The following is a 16237-nucleotide window of genomic DNA, read 5'->3' on the forward strand; positions in this document are numbered from 1 at the left end:
AATGGCGGCATGAGTTTTCCCCTCGGTTCCCTGCTGGGCGGCGACGATGCCGCCGGCGAAGCCGCCAGCCCCACCAAGCCCGTCCGCCGCCAGCCGCCCAAGCGCGAGGTGGCCCAGCCATCCGCAGCGTCGAGGCTGTTGCGCACGCCGCTGTGGCTGGCCCTGACGGCCCTGGCCCTTGCCCTTCTCGTGCTGGCCATGGCCACGCATGATCTGCGCGACGCAGCCTTCAGCACCAGCGGCCAGCGCGAGCTGGTCCATAACCGCATCGGCAGCCTGGGCGCCTGGGTGTCGGACGGACTGCTATTCCTTTTCGGCTTCTCGTCCTGGTGGCTGCCGCTGCTGGCGGTGCGGGCCTGGCTGCGCGGCTTGGCCGGTCTGCTGCGCCACGATGCGCCCGAGCCCGTGCGCTGGAGCCGGCGCCTGCGCTGGTGGGCGGGCGTGCTGCTGCTGATCGGGGCCAGTTGCGCGCTGGAATGGAGCCGCCTCTACGCGGTCGAGGCGCGCCTGCCCGGTCATGCCGGCGGGATGGTGGGTTACGCGCTGGGGCCTCTGGGCATGAAGGGCTTGGGCTTTGCCGGCTCGGGTGCTGTCTGGATCGTGCTGCTGCTGACCGGCATGGCCTGGGCCTTTCGCTTCTCCTGGGGCCATCTGGCCGAGTCCATCGGAGAGCGCATCGAGCAGTTGCGCGAGCAGCGCATCGAGCGCCGCGAGATCAAGGCCGACCAGAAGGCCGGCGAGCAGGCCGTCAAGGAGCGTGAACAGGAGGTCGAGGTCGAGCGCCAGATCGAGCGCCAGGTCGAAGCCGAGCATGCGCCGCTGGTTATCGAGACCCCGGTCGTCGAGGTACCGCAGTCCACCCGAGTGGCCAAGGAGCGCCAGCAGACGCTGTTCGTCGACGCCGGCGACGCCAAGCTGCCGCAGGTCGACCTGCTGGATGCCGCCCCGGGCCGCCAGGAAACGGTGACGCCCGAATCGCTGGAGATGACCAGCCGGCTCATCGAGAAAAAGCTGCGCGACTTCGGCGTCGAGGTGCACGTCGTCGCCGCGTCGCCGGGCCCCGTCATCACGCGCTATGAGATCGAGCCGGCCACCGGCGTGAAGGGGTCGCAGATCGTCGGCCTGGCCAAGGACTTGGCCCGCTCGCTGAGCCTTGTCTCCATCCGCGTCGTCGAGACCATCCCGGGCAAGAACTACATGGCCCTGGAGTTGCCCAATGCGCGGCGCCAGACCATCCGCCTGTCCGAGATCCTTGGTTCCCAGGTCTATGCGGACGCCGCCTCCCAGCTGACCATGGGACTGGGTAAGGACATCGTCGGCCTGCCCGTCGTCGCCGACCTCGCCAAGATGCCGCACTGCCTCGTGGCCGGCACCACCGGCTCGGGAAAGTCGGTGGGCATCAACGCGATGATCCTCAGCCTGCTCTACAAGGCCGAGGCCCGCGACGTGCGGCTCATCCTCATCGACCCGAAGATGCTGGAGATGAGCGTCTACGAGGGCATCCCGCACCTGCTGGCGCCGGTCGTCACTGACATGAAGCAGGCCGGCAATGCGCTGAACTGGTGTGTCGGCGAGATGGAGCGGCGCTACAAGCTCATGTCCAAGATGGGCGTGCGCAACCTGGCCGGCTACAACAAGAAGATCGACGAGGCCAAGGCCAACGGCATCAGCATCCCCAACCCCTTCGCGCTGAACAACGACGAACCGGAGCCACTGGAACGCCTTCCCTTCATCGTCGTCGTCATCGACGAGCTGGCCGACCTGATGATGGTTGTCGGCAAGAAGATCGAGGAGCTGATCGCCCGCCTGGCGCAGAAGGCGCGCGCGGCCGGCATTCATCTCATCCTCGCCACTCAGCGGCCCTCGGTCGACGTCATCACCGGCCTCATCAAGGCCAACATCCCGACCCGCCTGTCCTTCCAGGTCAGCTCCAAGATCGACAGCCGCACCATCCTCGACCAGATGGGCGCAGAGGCGCTGCTGGGCATGGGTGACATGCTCTACATGCCCTCGGGCACCGGCCTGCCCATCCGCGTGCATGGCGCCTTTGTCAGCGACGACGAGGTGCACCGCGTTGTGGAGTACATCAAGTCCCAGGGTGAACCCAATTACATCGAAGGCATCCTCGAAGGCGGCGTGCTCGACGACATGGGCGGTGAGGCGCCCGCGCCGGGCGAGGCCAGCGGAGAGCAGGACCCCATGTACGACCAGGCCGTGGCGATCGTGCTGCAGCATCGCAAGGCGTCCATCTCGCTGGTGCAGCGCCATCTGCGCATCGGCTACAACCGCGCCGCGCGGCTGCTGGAGCAGATGGAGAACTCCGGCCTCGTCGGTGCCCTGGCTGCCAACGGCAGCCGTGAACTGATCGTTCCCAAACGCGACGAATGAAGACACTGCTGTTCCCGTTCTTGCTGGCTGCCGCCGGCTTGGCCCACGCCGATGCCGTCGATGCCCTGCGCGCCTTCGCCGCCGACGTGAAAAGCGGCAAGGCCAACTTCACGCAGACCGTGACCTCGCCCGACGGCAAGCGCAAGAAGGTCTCCTCGGGCAGCTTCGAGTTCCAGCGCCCCAACCAGTTCCGTTTCGCCTACGCCAAGCCCTTCGAGCAGACCATCGTGGCCGACGGTCACAAGGTCTGGATCTATGACGCCGACCTCAACCAGGCCAGCTCCCGCAAGCTGGCCGACGCCCTGGGCACCACGCCTGCAGCCTTGCTGGCCGGCGCCAACCTTGAGCGCGACTTCGCGCTGAAGGCCCTGCCGGCCGAGGCGGGCCTGGACTGGGTGCTGGCCAGCCCGAAGCAGGCCGAGTCCACCATCCAGTCGCTCAAGCTCGGCTTCAAGGTCAAGGAGCTGGCGGCCATGGAAATCGTCGACGGCTTCGGTCAGCGCTCGCGGCTGGATTTCAGTGCCGTGCAGGCCAATGTGGCCGTGCCCGCCGAGCGCTTCCAGTTCAAGCTGCCGGCCGGCGCCGACCTGATCGAGCAGTGAGCGGCTCGCTGTTCGACGACGACACACCGGTTTCGGGGCCTGCGGTGGCACCGGTGCCACCGCGCGAGGGCGTCCCGCTCGCCGAGCGCCTGCGCCCGAAGACGCTGGACGAAGTCATCGGCCAGCGCCACCTGCTGGGCCCCGGCATGCCGCTACGCGTCGCCTTCGACGCCGGCCGCCTGCACAGCATGATCCTCTGGGGCCCGCCGGGCGTGGGCAAGACCACGCTGGCGCGGCTGATGGCCGGCGCCTTCGAGGCGCAGTTCATCGCCATCTCGGCGGTGCTGGGCGGCGTGAAGGAAATCCGCGAGGCCGTCGAACGCGCGCAGGTCGCCGCGGCCCAGGGCCGGCGCACGGTGGTGTTCGTCGACGAGGTGCACCGCTTCAACAAGTCGCAGCAGGACGCCTTCCTGCCGCACGTCGAGGCGGGCCTCTTCACCTTCATCGGCGCGACGACCGAGAACCCCAGCTTTGAGGTCAACTCGGCGCTGCTGTCGCGCGCGACGGTGCAGGTGCTCAAGAGCCTGGACGCCGAGGAACTGGGCCTGCTCATCGCCCGCGGTGCCGCCGAGCTGGGCGTGCCCGAACCCACGCCCGAGGCGGCGCAACGCCTCGTCGGCTACGCCGACGGCGATGCTCGCCGGCTGCTCAATGCCTTCGACACGGCCGCCTCGCTGGCGCAGGGCGCGCAGATCGACGAGCCGCTGCTGGAGCGGGCCCTGGGCGAGCAGCTGCGACGCTACGACAAGGGCGGCGACCAGTTCTACGACGTCATCAGTGCCCTGCACAAGTCCGTGCGCGGCAGTAGCCCGGACGGCGCGCTGTACTGGTTCGCACGCATGCTGGATGGCGGCGTGGACGCCCGCTACATCTCGCGCCGCCTCATCCGCATGGCCAGCGAAGACATCGGCCTGGCCGACCCGCGCGCGCTGCGCATCACGCTGGACGCCGCCGAGGCCTACGAACGCCTGGGCTCGCCCGAGGGCGAGCTGGCGCTGGCCGAGGCGGTGGTCTACCTCGCGATCGCGCCCAAGTCCAACGCGGTCTACAAGGCCTTCAACGAGGTCAAGGCCTTCATCAAGCAGGACACCTCCCGCCCCGTGCCCGTGCACCTGCGCAACGCGCCCACCAAGCTGACGAAGGAGCTGGGCTACGGTCACGCTTACCGTTACGCCCACGACGAGCCCAACGCTTACGCGGCCGGCGAGCAATACCTGCCTGACGGCATGGAAGGGCAGGGCTGGTACACGCCCGTGCCGCGAGGGCTGGAGACGCGCATTGCCGACAAGCTGGCCGAGCTGCGCCGGCTGGACGATGAAGCGGCTGCTGGCGGCTAGCGCAGCGCTGGCCGCGCTGTGGCTCGGCACCGCGCAGGCGGCCGACGGGCCCACGCTTGCCCGGGTGCGCGACACCGGTGTCATCGTCATCGGCTACCGCCCCGCCTCGCTGCCCTTTTCCTACCTCGACGCCCAGTTGCGCCCCACCGGCTACACGGTGGAGCTGTGCGACCGCATCGTCGCCGCCGTGCGAGTCAAGCTTCAACTGCCCGACCTGGAAGTGCGGCGCGTCGAGGTGGCCTCGGCCACGCGCATGCCGCTGGTCATCAACGGCACGCTGGACCTGGAGTGCGGCATCACCACGCACACCGCCGAGCGCGCCCGCCAGCAGGCCTTCTCTCTGACCATCTTCATCGCCGAAACGCGGCTGATGACCCGTGGCGGCGAGCGCGTGCGTGGGCTGGCCGACCTGCGCGGGCTGCCGGTGGCCTCCACCATCGGCACCACCAGCATCCAGCACCTGGCCAAGGTCAACGAGCAGCAGGATCTGGGCATCCGCATCCTCGGCGGGCTGGACGACCCAGAGGGCTTCCAGATGCTCAAGAGCGGCCGCGCCGCGGCCTTCCTGATGGACGACGTGTTGCTGCGCGCGCTGCTGGCCCAGCAGGGGCCGGGCGCGGACGACTACCGCATCTCCGACCAGGCGCTGACGGTGGAGCCCTACGCCATCGGCCTGCGCAAGGGCGACCCGCAGTTCAAGGCGCTAGTGGATGAGGTGCTGGCCGGGCTCTACCGCAGCGGCGAGATTCACGCCATCTACCGCCGCTGGTTCGAGTCGCCGCTGCCCTCGCAGGGGTTGAACCTCAAGCTGCCGATGAGTGCGGCTTTCCGCCGCGTCATCGCACAGCCCACCGATTCACCTGATCCCGACAAGTACCGCTAGCGAAAGGCATCCAGCTGGATGCCATGCCGATTCAGCTTGTCGTACAGCGTCTTCCTCGGCGTGCCCAGCAGCTCCATGGCCGCAGGCACCTTGCCGCCGCAGCGGCGCAGGGCCTGCTCGATCAGGGTCTTCTCGATGAGGTCCATCTGCCGCGCAAGATTCAGCGCCGGCACGGCCTGCAGCGCGGCTTGGGGGTCGAGGTCGTCCAGCGCCAGCACGAAGCGGTCGGCCGCGTTGCGTATCTCGCGGACATTGCCCGGCCAGTCGTGGGCGATGAGTTCGCGCAGCTTCTCAGGCGTCAGCTCGGGCGCTGCGCGCTCGTAGCGGGCGCAGGCCTGGGCCACGAAATGCTCGAACAGGAGCGGGATGTCTTCGCGGCGCTCGCGCAGCGGCGGCAGCGTGAGCGTGGCGATGTTGAGGCGGTAGTAGAGGTCGCTGCGGAACTCGCCCTTGGTCGACTGCTCCTTCAGGTCGGACTTGCTGGCTGCGATGAAGCGCACGTTGACCGGCACTTCCTCGTTCGAGCCCAGGCGCTCCACGCGGCGCTCCTGGAGCACGCGCAGCAGCTTGATCTGCAACGCGATGGGCATGGTCTCGATCTCGTCCAGCAGCAGGGTGCCGCCGTTGGCGTGCTCGATCTTGCCGATGCGGCGCTTGGCCGCGCTGGTGAACGAGCCGGGCTCGTGGCCGAACAGCTCGCTCTCGAACAGTGCCTCGGGCAGGCCGCCGCAGTTGATGGCGACGAAGTGGCGATCGCGGCGGGCGCTCTGGTCGTGCAGGCAGCGCGCCACCAGCTCCTTGCCCGTGCCGGTCTCGCCGACGATGAGCACATCGGCCGAGGTGCCGGCGAGGTTGAGCACCTGGCGGCGCAGCTGCAGCATGGCGGGTGACTGGCCCAGCAGTGCGGCCTCGATGCCGCTGGCGCGCTGCAGCTGGGCGCGCAGCTCATCGGCCGAGTGGCGCAGCGTGCGCAGGTTCAGCGCCCGAGCGGCCACGTCCAGCAGTCGCTCGGGCGCGAAGGGCTTCTCGATGAAGTCGTAGGCGCCGGCGCGCATGGACTGCACGGCCATGGTCACGTCGCCATGCGCAGTGATGAGGATGGTGGGAATGCCAGGGTCGGTGGCCTGCACATGGGCCAGCAGCGCGCGGCCGTCCATACCGGGCAGGCGTACGTCGGTGATGACGATGACGGGCGCGCCGGGCTGAATATGGGGCAAGGCCTCCTCGGCGCTGCGACAGGGGACGACGGCGAAGCCCTCCAGCTCCAGCGTCTGCGTGAGGCTCACGCGCACCGGCAGGTCGTCCTCGACGAACACGACCTTGTAGCCCTCAAACATCTTGGCTCTCCCAGGTGTCGACCATCAGGTCGAACTCGAAACTCATGCCATGGTCCAGCCTTTCGGCGCGCAGCGTGCCGCCGAACTCGTGGACGATCTTGGCGGAAATGACCAGGCCCAGGCCCAGGCCTTCGCCGGCGGGCTTGGTGGTGAAGAAGGGCTCGAACAGGCGCGCCAGGTCGGCCTCGCCGACGCCGGGGCCGCTGTCCTGCACGCGCACGAGGGCGCGCTGCCCGCCGTCCTGGGCCGTGACGTTCACGACGAGGCGGCGCTCGGCTTCGTTCTGCATCGCGTCGATGGCGTTGCCGAACAGGTTGACCAGCACCTGCTCCAGCCGGTTCGCTTCCGCGTGCACGCGCAGCCCCGGGGGAATGTCGATCTCGGTATGCAGGTTCATCGCGCGGCTGCGGTGCTCCAGCAGCAGCAATGCATTGCGCACGCAGTCCAGCAGCGAGACCGACCCGGTCACCTGCTCGTCGGCCTTGCGCGCAAAGCTCTTGAGCTGGCGCGTGATGCGGCTCATGCGTTCGACCATGTCGTCCATGATCTGCAGGTTGGCCGCCACGGCTTCGGCGCGGCCGGTTTCCAGCAGGCGGATGGAGTTGCGCGCCAGGGCCCGCAGCGCCGTCAGCGGCTGGTTGACCTCGTGCGACAGCCCCGCCGACATCTGCCCCAGCACGGCCAGCTTGCTGGCCTGCAGCAGTTCGCCCTCGGTCTGCAGGCGCTGGGCGATCTGCGTTTTCAGCGCGTCGTTGGTCTGGCGCAGCTCGGCCGTGCGGCTGTCCACCAGTTGCTCGAGCTGGACGTGGGCCTCGCGCAGCGCGGCCTGGGCATGGGTGAGCTGGCGCAGCGCGCGTCGGCGTGACGAGAGATACAGAACCAGCAGGCCGATGCTCGCGCCGAAGGCCGCACCGCCCCAGGCGGCGTATTGAGCACGTTGTCGCACTTCGCTCAGATCGGACAGCGCGACGAGGCGCAGCCCCAGCGGCACGATCTGGCGCTGCTGGGCCAGCATGGGCTTGGCACCGGTGGCCCCGGGCAGGGGGAGCCTCACCTGCTGCCCCTGGTGCACCTCCAGCGTGGCCGGCAGCTCCAGGTCCGGGCCGATGGCCTGGGGGTAGCGCGCACTGGCCTGCAGGGCCTGGCGGCGCGAGGGGTCAGCGTGATCCAGCACGGCGTACTTCCAGGCCTGCACCGAGCTCATGATGACGACGTCCTGGTCGTCGGCCACGAGGATGCGTTCGCCCTGCGAACGCAAGCCCAGGTCCACCCACGTTGCTTCCAGCGGCGCGAGGTTGAAACGCACGACGATGACGCCGCTGGCACGGCCGCTCTGGCGAAGCGAGTGCAGCAGATAGAAGTCGGTGCTGCCCGTGTTGGGGTCGGCGGCGAAGAAGTGCACGCGGCCCTGGGCCAGCGCCTCGGCGAGGCGGGGCGGCGGCGTCAGCGTCTCGCTGGCGGCCAGCACCTCGCCCTGCGGTGTGGCGACGAAGATCTGGTGGGTGCCCGCACGCACGTTCACGCGCGCCAGCATCTGGCTGGCCGCGCGACGGGTCGCTTCGTCACCGGGCGCGTGCATCAATGCTTCCAGTGTCGGCGCGATGGCCAGCAGGCTGGGCAGGGAGGCGTGCCGCCCCAACTCGGCGGCGAGGTTGCTGGCGTAGAGCTCCAGGCGCTCGGTGCTCAGTGCGGAAAGCTGCTCGCGGCCGCTGCGTTCACTGAGGCGGTGCGCCAGCACGAAGCCCAGCACCATCAGCAGGCCGGTCAGGAAGAAATGAAAGCTCGGACGGCTCAGCAGCCGGAGCAGGCGCAGCGCGCGGGGGCGGAGGGTTTCGGGCACAACCATGGCAAACGGGCCGTGTAGTGTGCCCATGCCAAAGAGGCGATGACAGGCCCGCGAGCTGTTTTTTCGGCCCTGGCGGAGAACCGCTCGGCCCGCGTGCGGTTTGTGCGGATTTCCGCCCAGTTTTTGGTGGCCGACACTCGTGAATTCTGACCAGTCCGGTCCCCGTGGGACGGATGGAACGGTCGGTGCTTTCAACCCGTCGGTGAATACCCTTGAAACGCCTTGATTGGCACGAGGGTTGCGATTTGTCCCGAGTCGCGTGGCGCATGCTGCGCCCAACGAAATCTTCTGGAGCCCTCATGGAGACTCTGATTCAACAGATCATCAATGGCCTGGTGCTGGGGAGCATGTATGCCCTCGTCGCCCTGGGCTACACGATGGTCTACGGCATCATCAACCTCATCAATTTCGCCCACGGCGAGATCCTGATGGTCGGCGCCATGGTCAGCTGGACGCTGGTCACGTTGCTGGCGGATTCCGGCCTTCCTGGCTGGCTGCTGATGGTCATCGGCCTCGCGGCCGCCATCGTCGTCTGTGCCACCTTGAACTTCGCGGTCGAGAAGATTGCCTACCGGCCGCTGCGCAACGCACCGCGCCTGGCGCCGCTGATCACTGCCATGGGCATGTCGCTGCTGCTGCAGGTGCTGGCCATGATCATCTGGAAGCCCAACCCCAAGCCCTTCCCGCTGCTGCTGCCCACCACGCCCTTCGACCTGGGTGGTCCGGTGATCACCGTCACGCAGTGCCTGATCCTGGGCCTGACGGTCGCCATCCTGGCGGCGCTGATGTACCTGGTGAACTACACCAAGCTGGGCCGCGCGATGCGCGCCACCGCCGAGAACCCGCGGGTGGCCGGCCTGATGGGCGTGAAGCCCGACTTCATCATCTCCACCACCTTCGTCATCGGCGCCGCACTCGCGGCCGTGGCCGGCCTGATGTGGGCGGCCAACTACGGCACGGTGCAGCACACCATGGGCTTCATGCCGGGCCTGAAGGCCTTCACGGCGGCCGTGCTGGGCGGCATCGGCAACCTAGCCGGTGCGGTCGTCGGCGGCGTGCTCCTGGGCCTCATCGAAGCTATCGGCGCCGGCTATCTCGGCGACTTGACCGGTGGCGTGCTGGGCAGCCACTACGCCGACATCTTCGCTTTCGTCGCCCTCATCCTCGTGCTGACGCTGCGCCCCTCGGGCCTGCTCGGCGAGCGCGTTGCCGATCGCGCCTGAAGGGAGCCTAGACATGAACACCAAGAAACTCTTCACCTTCCTCGCCGCCGCCATCGGCCTGCTGGTCGTGCCGCTGTTCGCACAGCAGCTCGGCAATGGTCCGGTCCGCATCATCGACCTGGCGCTGCTCTACGTGCTGCTGGCGCTGGGCCTGAACATCGTCGTCGGCTACGCCGGCCTGCTGGACCTGGGCTACGTGGCTTTCTACGCCGTCGGCGCCTACATGTTCGGCCTGATGGCCAGCCCGCATCTGAGCGAGAACTTCGAGGCCTTCCAGGCCATGTTCCCGACCGGCCTGCACTCGCCGATCTGGCTCGTCATCCCCGCGGGCGCAGCGCTCGCGGCGCTGTTCGGCGTGCTGCTCGGCGCGCCGACGCTGAAGCTGCGCGGCGACTACCTCGCCATCGTCACGCTGGGTTTCGGCGAAATCATCCGGGTGTTCCTGAACAACCTGGAGTACCCGCTCAACATCACCAACGGCCCGCGCGGCATCGGCCAGATCGACTCCTTCCACATCTTCGGTGTGGACCTGGGCAAGTCACTGCAGATTGGTGACTACACGCTGCCCTCGGTGACGCTGTACTACTACCTCTTCCTGGCCCTCGTCGTGGCCGGCGTGGTGATCTGCTACCGCCTGGAGAACTCGCGCATCGGCCGTGCCTGGATGGCCATCCGCGAGGACGAGATCGCCGCCAAGGCCATGGGCATCAACACCCGCAACCTCAAGCTGCTGGCCTTCGGCATGGGCGCCACCTTCGGCGGCGTGTCGGGCGCGATGTTCGCGAGCTTCCAGGGCTTCGTGTCGCCCGAGTCCTTCAGCCTGCAGGAGTCGGTGATGATCGTCGCGATGGTGGTGCTGGGCGGCATCGGTCACATCCCCGGCGTCATCCTCGGCGCGCTGATGCTGTCGGCTCTGCCCGAGGTGCTGCGCTACGTGGCCGGCCCGCTGCAGCAGATGACCGACGGCCGCCTGGACGCCTCCATCCTGCGCCAGCTGCTGGTGGCGCTCGCGATGATCGGCATCATGCTGGCCCGCCCGCGCGGCCTGTGGCCCGCGCCGGAGCACGGCAAGGCCGCCCCCAAGCCCGCGAAGTGAGGAGGAACCGCTCATGAGCACCCACGACAACATCGTTCTCAACGTCAGCGGCGCGTCCAAGCGCTTCGGCGGCGTGCAAGCCCTGTCCGACGTCGGCATCCAGATCCAGCGCGGCCAGGTCTACGGCCTGATCGGCCCCAACGGCGCCGGCAAGACGACCTTCTTCAACGTCATCACGGGCCTGTACGTGCCCGACGGCGGCAGCTTCTCGCTGGGCGGCACGCCCTACACGCCGCAGGCCGTGCACCAGGTGGCCAAGGCCGGCATCGCCCGCACCTTCCAGAACATCCGGCTGTTCGCCGAGATGACGGCGCTGGAGAACGTCATGGTGGGCCGGCACGTGCGCACCAAGTCCGGCCTGCTGGGCGCGGTGTTGCGCACGCCTGCGTTCAAGGCCGAAGAGGCTGCCATCAAGGCGCGTGCGCAGGAACTGCTGGACTACGTCGGCATCGGCAAATATGCGGAGTTCAAGGCCCGCACGCTGAGCTACGGCGACCAGCGCCGCCTGGAGATCGCCCGGGCCCTCGCCACCGATCCGCAGCTCATTGCGCTGGACGAACCCGCCGCCGGCATGAACGCGACCGAGAAGGTCGTGCTGCGCGAACTCATCGACCGCATCCGTAACGACGGCCGCACCATCCTGCTCATCGAGCACGACGTGAAGCTGGTCATGGGCCTGTGCGACCGCGTGACCGTGCTGGACTACGGCAAGCAGATCGCCGAAGGCACGCCGGCCGAGGTGCAGAGCAACGAGAAGGTCATCGAAGCCTATCTGGGCGCTGGCCACAAGGCCCACTGAGCGGAGAACAAGAACATGGCAGAAGCAAAGCAAACCCTGCTCAAGGTCAGCGGCCTGAAGGTGGCCTACGGCGGCATCCAGGCCGTCAAGGGCGTCAACTTCGAGGTGCGCGAGGGCGAACTGGTGTCGCTGATCGGCGCCAACGGCGCCGGCAAGACGACGACGCTGAAGGCCATCACGGGCCTGCAGCCGGTGGCCGCTGGCACGGTCGAATACCTCGGCCGGGCTATCAAGGGCCAGGGCGCCTGGGACTTGGCCAAGCAAGGCCTGGTGATGGTGCCGGAAGGCCGCGGCACGTTCACGCGCATGACCATCATCGAGAACCTGCAGATGGGCGCCTACAACCGCAACGACGGCGAGATCCAGGCCGACATGGACAAGGTCTTCGGCCTTTTCCCGCGGCTCAAGGAGCGCGCCAAGCAACTGGCCGGCACCATGTCCGGCGGCGAGCAGCAGATGCTGGCCATGGGCCGCGCGCTGATGGCCCGCCCCAAGGTGCTGCTGCTGGACGAGCCCTCCATGGGCCTGTCGCCCATCATGGTGGACAAGATCTTTGAGGTCGTGAACGACATCCATCAGCAGGGCGTGACCATCCTGCTGGTCGAGCAGAACGCCAGCCGCGCGCTGCAGCTGGCCAACCGCGGCTACGTCATGGAGTCGGGCGAGGTGACGATGGACGGCGAGGGGCACGCGCTCTTGAACGACCCCAAGGTGCGCGCGGCTTACCTGGGCGAGTAACAGCCTACCCCCCCCCCGAGGCGCTGACGCGCCTCCCCCTCAAGGGGGCGCCGCCTGTGGCCTGGCAAAGCCAGTTCCACGGCGGTCGCCGGATGAACAAACGCCCGGTTGAACCGGGCGTTTGTGTTTCCGGACGATGGACTGGTCTTAGAGGCTCGCCACCACGCTGACGTCGGTCACGCCGGCCGCGACGCGCACGGTCTTGACGCTGGCCACCGGCGTCGCCGGCGCGGTGCCACCGACCTGGCGAGCCATCTTCTTGAACGTGCAGATCAGCTCGGTCTTGCTGAGCGACACGACGGCATAGCCCTGGGCGTCGCTGTCGACATGCTTGATCCAGGGGTTGTTGACCGTCGGCGGCGCGCCCGTCGTCGAGTTGGCGAAGGGGTTCAGGCGCTTGACGATTTCCGAGGCGGGTACCAGGTTGGCCGGGATGCCGAGGGCCGCGGCCAGCGACTGCTGGATCAGGCCGTAAAGCGTCATCGCGGCCACCGACTTGCCCGCGCCGGCCAGGCCTGCGATGGTGCTGGCGACGATGCCGCCCATCGTGCCGGCCTGCGTCTCGTCGAAGGTGTTGATGACGGCCTTGGACAGCGTAGCCGTCGGCGCGAACGCCGCGGCCGGCACCTTGCCGGCGAGGATGGCGCCCTGCACGGCGGCCTGGATGGCGGCCGTGTTGCTCAGGTCGGTCACGCCGGCCGCGATGGCGATGGCCGCGCTCAGCATCTGGATGGCGATGCCTTCGGCCTCGGCCTCGCTGGTGGCCACCAGCGGCTTCAGCGCGGCGAACGACGGGGTGGTCGCAGCACCGTAGAAATAGCTGAAGTTCGAGTTGCTGGACACGCCAGCCGTGACGAGGTCCACCATCGCCGGCACCGGCGTGGCGGCGTCGTAGTCGGCCATCACCACGCCGGCATAGAAGGCGTGGATGTCGCCGGTGACGGCGACGACGTTCTTCACGCCCTTGGCCAGCAGCTGGCCCATCAAGTATTTGCGCTCGGCGTTGAAGCCGTCCCACTGGTCGGCGTTCAGCACGAACTTGGCCTTGAAGGCGGCGGGTGCGGTGGGGATCTTGTTGCCGTCGATGCCCATGCGCAGCAGCGAAACCTCGTTGCCCCAGACCTTCCACTGCGCGGTGGAGGTGGTCATCGTCTGCACCCACCACTGGCGCTGGGCGCCGCCCAGCACGCTGACCAGGGCCAGCGGGTCGGGCAGCGTCGCGCCGGCCGTGAGCTTGGCGGCCTCGACGCCGGCCAGCGTGGCCTGCGGCACCATGTAGCGCGCGCCAATGCTGCCGACGGCCTGGCCCGTCAGCGGGCTGGGCGCGGCCTCGGGGATGAGGTGGTCGGCGCGGTACAGGCGCTGGTCGGTCATGACCAGGTGCATCAGCTTGCCGAACTTCAGGTCGCGGTAGATGCGGATGCCGGTGATGCCCTGGCCCGGGTCCAGCGTGAAGCTGATGTCGGCCGGCATGTTCTCGAACCAGGCCTGGTTCGCCGCCAGGCGGCGCGAGGTCTGGGCGGTGTTGTCGCCGACCTGGGTCGTCGCGTTGAACGTGCCGTTGTCGTAGGTCTCGCGGTCCTGCCAGCAGTCGTCGCTGAACTCGTGGTCGTCCCAGACGGCCACGAAGGCGAAGCGCTCGTGCAGGTTCTGCAGGCGGCGGTCGGTGCGGTAGCGCTTGTAGAGGTAGCGGTAGTCGGCGATGGTCGTCGCGTACTTGCCGCCGGTGGGCAGAGCCGTACCGGCAGGCAGCACCAGCGCCGCGTGGGCGCTCTCGACCCCACCGGCCTGGTAGTCGGCGCCGACGGCCTCGTAGATGTAGTCGCCCAGGTGGACGATGAAGTCCACGTTCTCCTGGGCCAGCGAGTCCATCCCTGCCCAGTGGTTGACGCTCCAGTCCTGGCAGGAGATGAAGGCGAAGTTCAGCGCGCTGATGTCGGCTTCGGCGGCGGGGGCCGTCTTGAATCGGCCGATGCGCGAGACGCTGCTGCCGGCGGTGAACTGGTAGTAGTAGACCGTGGCAGGCTGCAGCCCGCTGATGCGGTGGCGCAGGGTGTGGTCATAGAACTCGTAAACCGGCACGTCGGCGGTGGCGTCGGTGCTGCCGGTCAGCGCCGAGGTCGTGCCGAGCAGGGCGGCGTTGCCGGCCGCGCTGCTGATTTTCAGCGTCACGTTGTAGCTGCCGGCGCCTGCGGCGCTGGTCACGTCATCGGCCGTGCTGGGCACGACACGGGCCCACAGCACGGCACCGTCGGGCTTGGGGTCGCCCGAGGCGATCGACTGCGGGAACTTGAACGTGCCGCTGGCGGCAGAGGTGGTCGGCAGCGGCGTGCTGCTGCCGGGGAAGGTGGCGGGCAGCGGCTGGATGGGCGTGCCGGCGTCACCGCCGCCGCCGCAGCCGACGAGGCTGGACAGGGCCGTGGAGGCGGTGATCAGGGCGCCCGCTTGAGCGGCGCTGCGGCGGAGAAAACTGCGGCGATCCATGATGTTCGCCTCCTCAGAACTTGTAGTTGAACTGGACACCGAAGATGGTGGCCTTGGTGGCGTAATTGCCGCGTGCGGTGGCGAAGGAGCAGTTGCACGGGCTGTCGCCGTCGCCGTCGTCCGTCGCGTTCATCGCGGCGTCCTTGAGCTTCACGTGGCCGAAGGAGACGTCGACGCTGGCGTTGTCCATCAGCGCCCAGTTGGCGCCCAGCGCGAGCCAGGTGCGAGCGGCGTCGGGCAGGGCCGGGCTGCGCGTGGCCGAGGGCACGGGCGAGACGTCCTTGCTGTAACCGGCACGCAGCAGCAGTGAGGGCAGGGCCTTCCATTGCGCGCCGACCGACACCTTGGTGCTGTCCTTCCAGTGCTCCGCGGTGATGGAGTCGGCCGTCGAGTTCGCGAAGTCGATGCGCAGCTGCTTCAGGCGCGAGTCGCGCGTGATCGTGAAGTCGCCCATCACGGCGATGGTGGACGTGAGTTGCTGGAAGCCGTGCACGGACAGCGACTCGGGCGTGCGCACCGACAGGCTGGCGTCGGAGTCGTTGTGGTCCAGCGCCGAGATGCCGTTGTAGGGCGCTGCGGTGATGGCGGCCAGAACGGTGGCGGGCAGGTTGCCGGGCTGGGTCCAGTCAGCGTGGCCGCGCAGCTTGTGCGTGACGCTGCTGCGGTAGCTCAGGCCCACCCGGGTGCCTGCGGCGGGCTCCCACAGCAGGGCGGCGTTGAAGCCCAGGCCCCAGTCCTTGCCGTCGACGGAGATGCTGCCGTCGTAGGACGAATTGCCGAAGATCTGGGCCGCCTGCTGCTGCAGCTGCAGCGCCAGGCCCGGCGCGCCGCCCACGGCGGCCTGGTGGGCCGCATTGAGCAGACCGGCCGCGTAGACAGAGGCGTAGGGCACGGCGCGCTTGAGCTTGCCTTCCATGTACTGCACGTTCAGGCCGGCGGCCAGCGACAGCTCGGGCGAGACCTTCCAGGCGACGTTGGGGTTGAGCGACAGCGACTTCAGCTCCACCGACTGCAGGTTGTAGCGCCCGCCCCAGCCCTCGGGGTAGCCGAGCTTGGTGCCCCAGGGCACGAACACGCCCAGGCCGTAGGCCAGCGTGTCGGAGGCCTGGTAGCTGAGGTAGGCGTGCGGCACGGCCTGACCCTTGGCGAAGCTCATAGTGTCACCGGCAGTGCCGGTGGCGCGGGGCTGCAGGCCCGAGCCGGGCAGCGAGATGGTGGAGCCCTGGTCGGTGAAGCGGGTCTTGGGGTCGACATAGTCCAGCACGCCGGAGAAGTTCCAGCCCTTGAGCCGCGTGATGCCGGCGGGGTTGGCGAACAGCGTGCTTGCGTCGGCGGCCTCGGCGCCGTTGGCATTGGCCGTGCCCTCGGCAGCGGCGCTCTGGGTGCCGAAGCGGTAGCCGGCGGCCTGGGCCGTGATCGCCAGCGGCAGCAGCGCGATGGCCACCAGCAGCGGGCGCAGCGCGCCCGTGGGACGTGGATTTCTCATGATGGGTCTGTCTCCGTA

The 16237-nt window shown here is 68.5% G+C and carries 12 protein-coding genes; 8 read left to right on the forward strand and 4 right to left on the reverse strand.

All coding sequences use genetic code 11. From position 1 onward, the window contains the following. The first annotated feature begins 9 nt into the window (after positions 1-9). From AC07VX_RS15990 to AC07VX_RS16005, 4 genes are read left to right on the forward strand one after another with little or no spacing between them, the layout of a single operon-like run. Positions 10-2388 carry a DNA translocase FtsK gene (locus tag AC07VX_RS15990; RefSeq protein WP_493166369.1) on the forward strand — a complete coding sequence of 793 codons (2379 nt, stop codon included), beginning with the start codon at positions 10-12 and terminating at the stop codon, positions 2386-2388. Then, positions 2385-2990, forward strand: coding sequence for an outer membrane lipoprotein periplasmic chaperone LolA (gene lolA, locus AC07VX_RS15995; RefSeq protein WP_493166368.1), 606 nt, complete (start codon positions 2385-2387; stop codon positions 2988-2990). Before AC07VX_RS15990 ends, lolA begins: the two co-directional genes overlap by 4 nt. A 44-nt stretch (positions 2991-3034) precedes the next feature. Beyond that, positions 3035-4327 (forward strand): replication-associated recombination protein A, encoded by a 1293-nt coding sequence (locus AC07VX_RS16000; protein WP_493183918.1) that lies wholly within the window; start codon positions 3035-3037, stop codon positions 4325-4327. After that, entirely contained in the window at positions 4305-5210 is a 906-nt protein-coding gene (locus AC07VX_RS16005; protein ID WP_493167443.1) for an amino acid ABC transporter substrate-binding protein, read from the forward strand. Before AC07VX_RS16000 ends, AC07VX_RS16005 begins: the two co-directional genes overlap by 23 nt. Here AC07VX_RS16005 and AC07VX_RS16010 read toward each other — a convergent pair. Together AC07VX_RS16010 and AC07VX_RS16015 are read right to left on the reverse strand one after the other, a co-directional pair. Beyond that, entirely contained in the window at positions 5207-6547 is a 1341-nt protein-coding gene (locus tag AC07VX_RS16010; protein WP_493167441.1) for a sigma-54-dependent transcriptional regulator, read from the reverse strand. The two genes, AC07VX_RS16005 and AC07VX_RS16010, sit on opposite strands and share 4 nt — an antisense overlap. After that, positions 6540-8387: a sensor histidine kinase gene (locus AC07VX_RS16015; RefSeq protein WP_495122017.1), complete on the reverse strand. Its 1848-nt coding sequence runs from the start codon at positions 8385-8387 to the stop codon at positions 6540-6542. Before AC07VX_RS16015 ends, AC07VX_RS16010 begins: the two co-directional genes overlap by 8 nt. Positions 8388-8692: 305 nt before the next feature. Between AC07VX_RS16015 and AC07VX_RS16020 the strand changes: the two genes are divergently transcribed. Genes AC07VX_RS16020 through AC07VX_RS16035 form a run of 4 tightly spaced genes read left to right on the forward strand, consistent with a single transcriptional unit; the run spans position 8693 to position 12249 of the window. Beyond that, positions 8693-9616: a branched-chain amino acid ABC transporter permease gene (locus AC07VX_RS16020; protein ID WP_493167439.1), complete on the forward strand. Its 924-nt coding sequence runs from the start codon at positions 8693-8695 to the stop codon at positions 9614-9616. Positions 9617-9629: 13 nt separating this feature from the next. Then, a complete protein-coding gene (locus AC07VX_RS16025; RefSeq protein ID WP_493167438.1) occupies positions 9630-10712 on the forward strand; it encodes a branched-chain amino acid ABC transporter permease in 1083 nt (360 codons plus the stop codon). A gap of 13 nt (positions 10713-10725) precedes the next feature. Next, positions 10726-11511 carry an ABC transporter ATP-binding protein gene (locus tag AC07VX_RS16030; protein WP_493167437.1) on the forward strand — a complete coding sequence of 262 codons (786 nt, stop codon included), beginning with the start codon at positions 10726-10728 and terminating at the stop codon, positions 11509-11511. Between the two features lie 15 nt (positions 11512-11526). Next, positions 11527-12249 carry an ABC transporter ATP-binding protein gene (locus tag AC07VX_RS16035; protein WP_493167436.1) on the forward strand — a complete coding sequence of 241 codons (723 nt, stop codon included), beginning with the start codon at positions 11527-11529 and terminating at the stop codon, positions 12247-12249. Positions 12250-12396: 147 nt separating this feature from the next. Here the strand turns inward: AC07VX_RS16035 and AC07VX_RS16040 are convergent, their stop codons facing one another. Further along, complete coding sequence (locus AC07VX_RS16040) at positions 12397-14733, reverse strand: alkaline phosphatase D family protein (RefSeq protein WP_493167435.1); 2337 nt, start codon at positions 14731-14733, stop codon at positions 12397-12399. A gap of 13 nt (positions 14734-14746) precedes the next feature. Beyond that, complete coding sequence (locus tag AC07VX_RS16045) at positions 14747-16219, reverse strand: OmpP1/FadL family transporter (protein ID WP_493167434.1); 1473 nt, start codon at positions 16217-16219, stop codon at positions 14747-14749. Positions 16220-16237: the final 18 nt, after the last annotated feature.

This window comes from Roseateles sp. GW821-FHT03B02 (assembly GCF_059421025.1).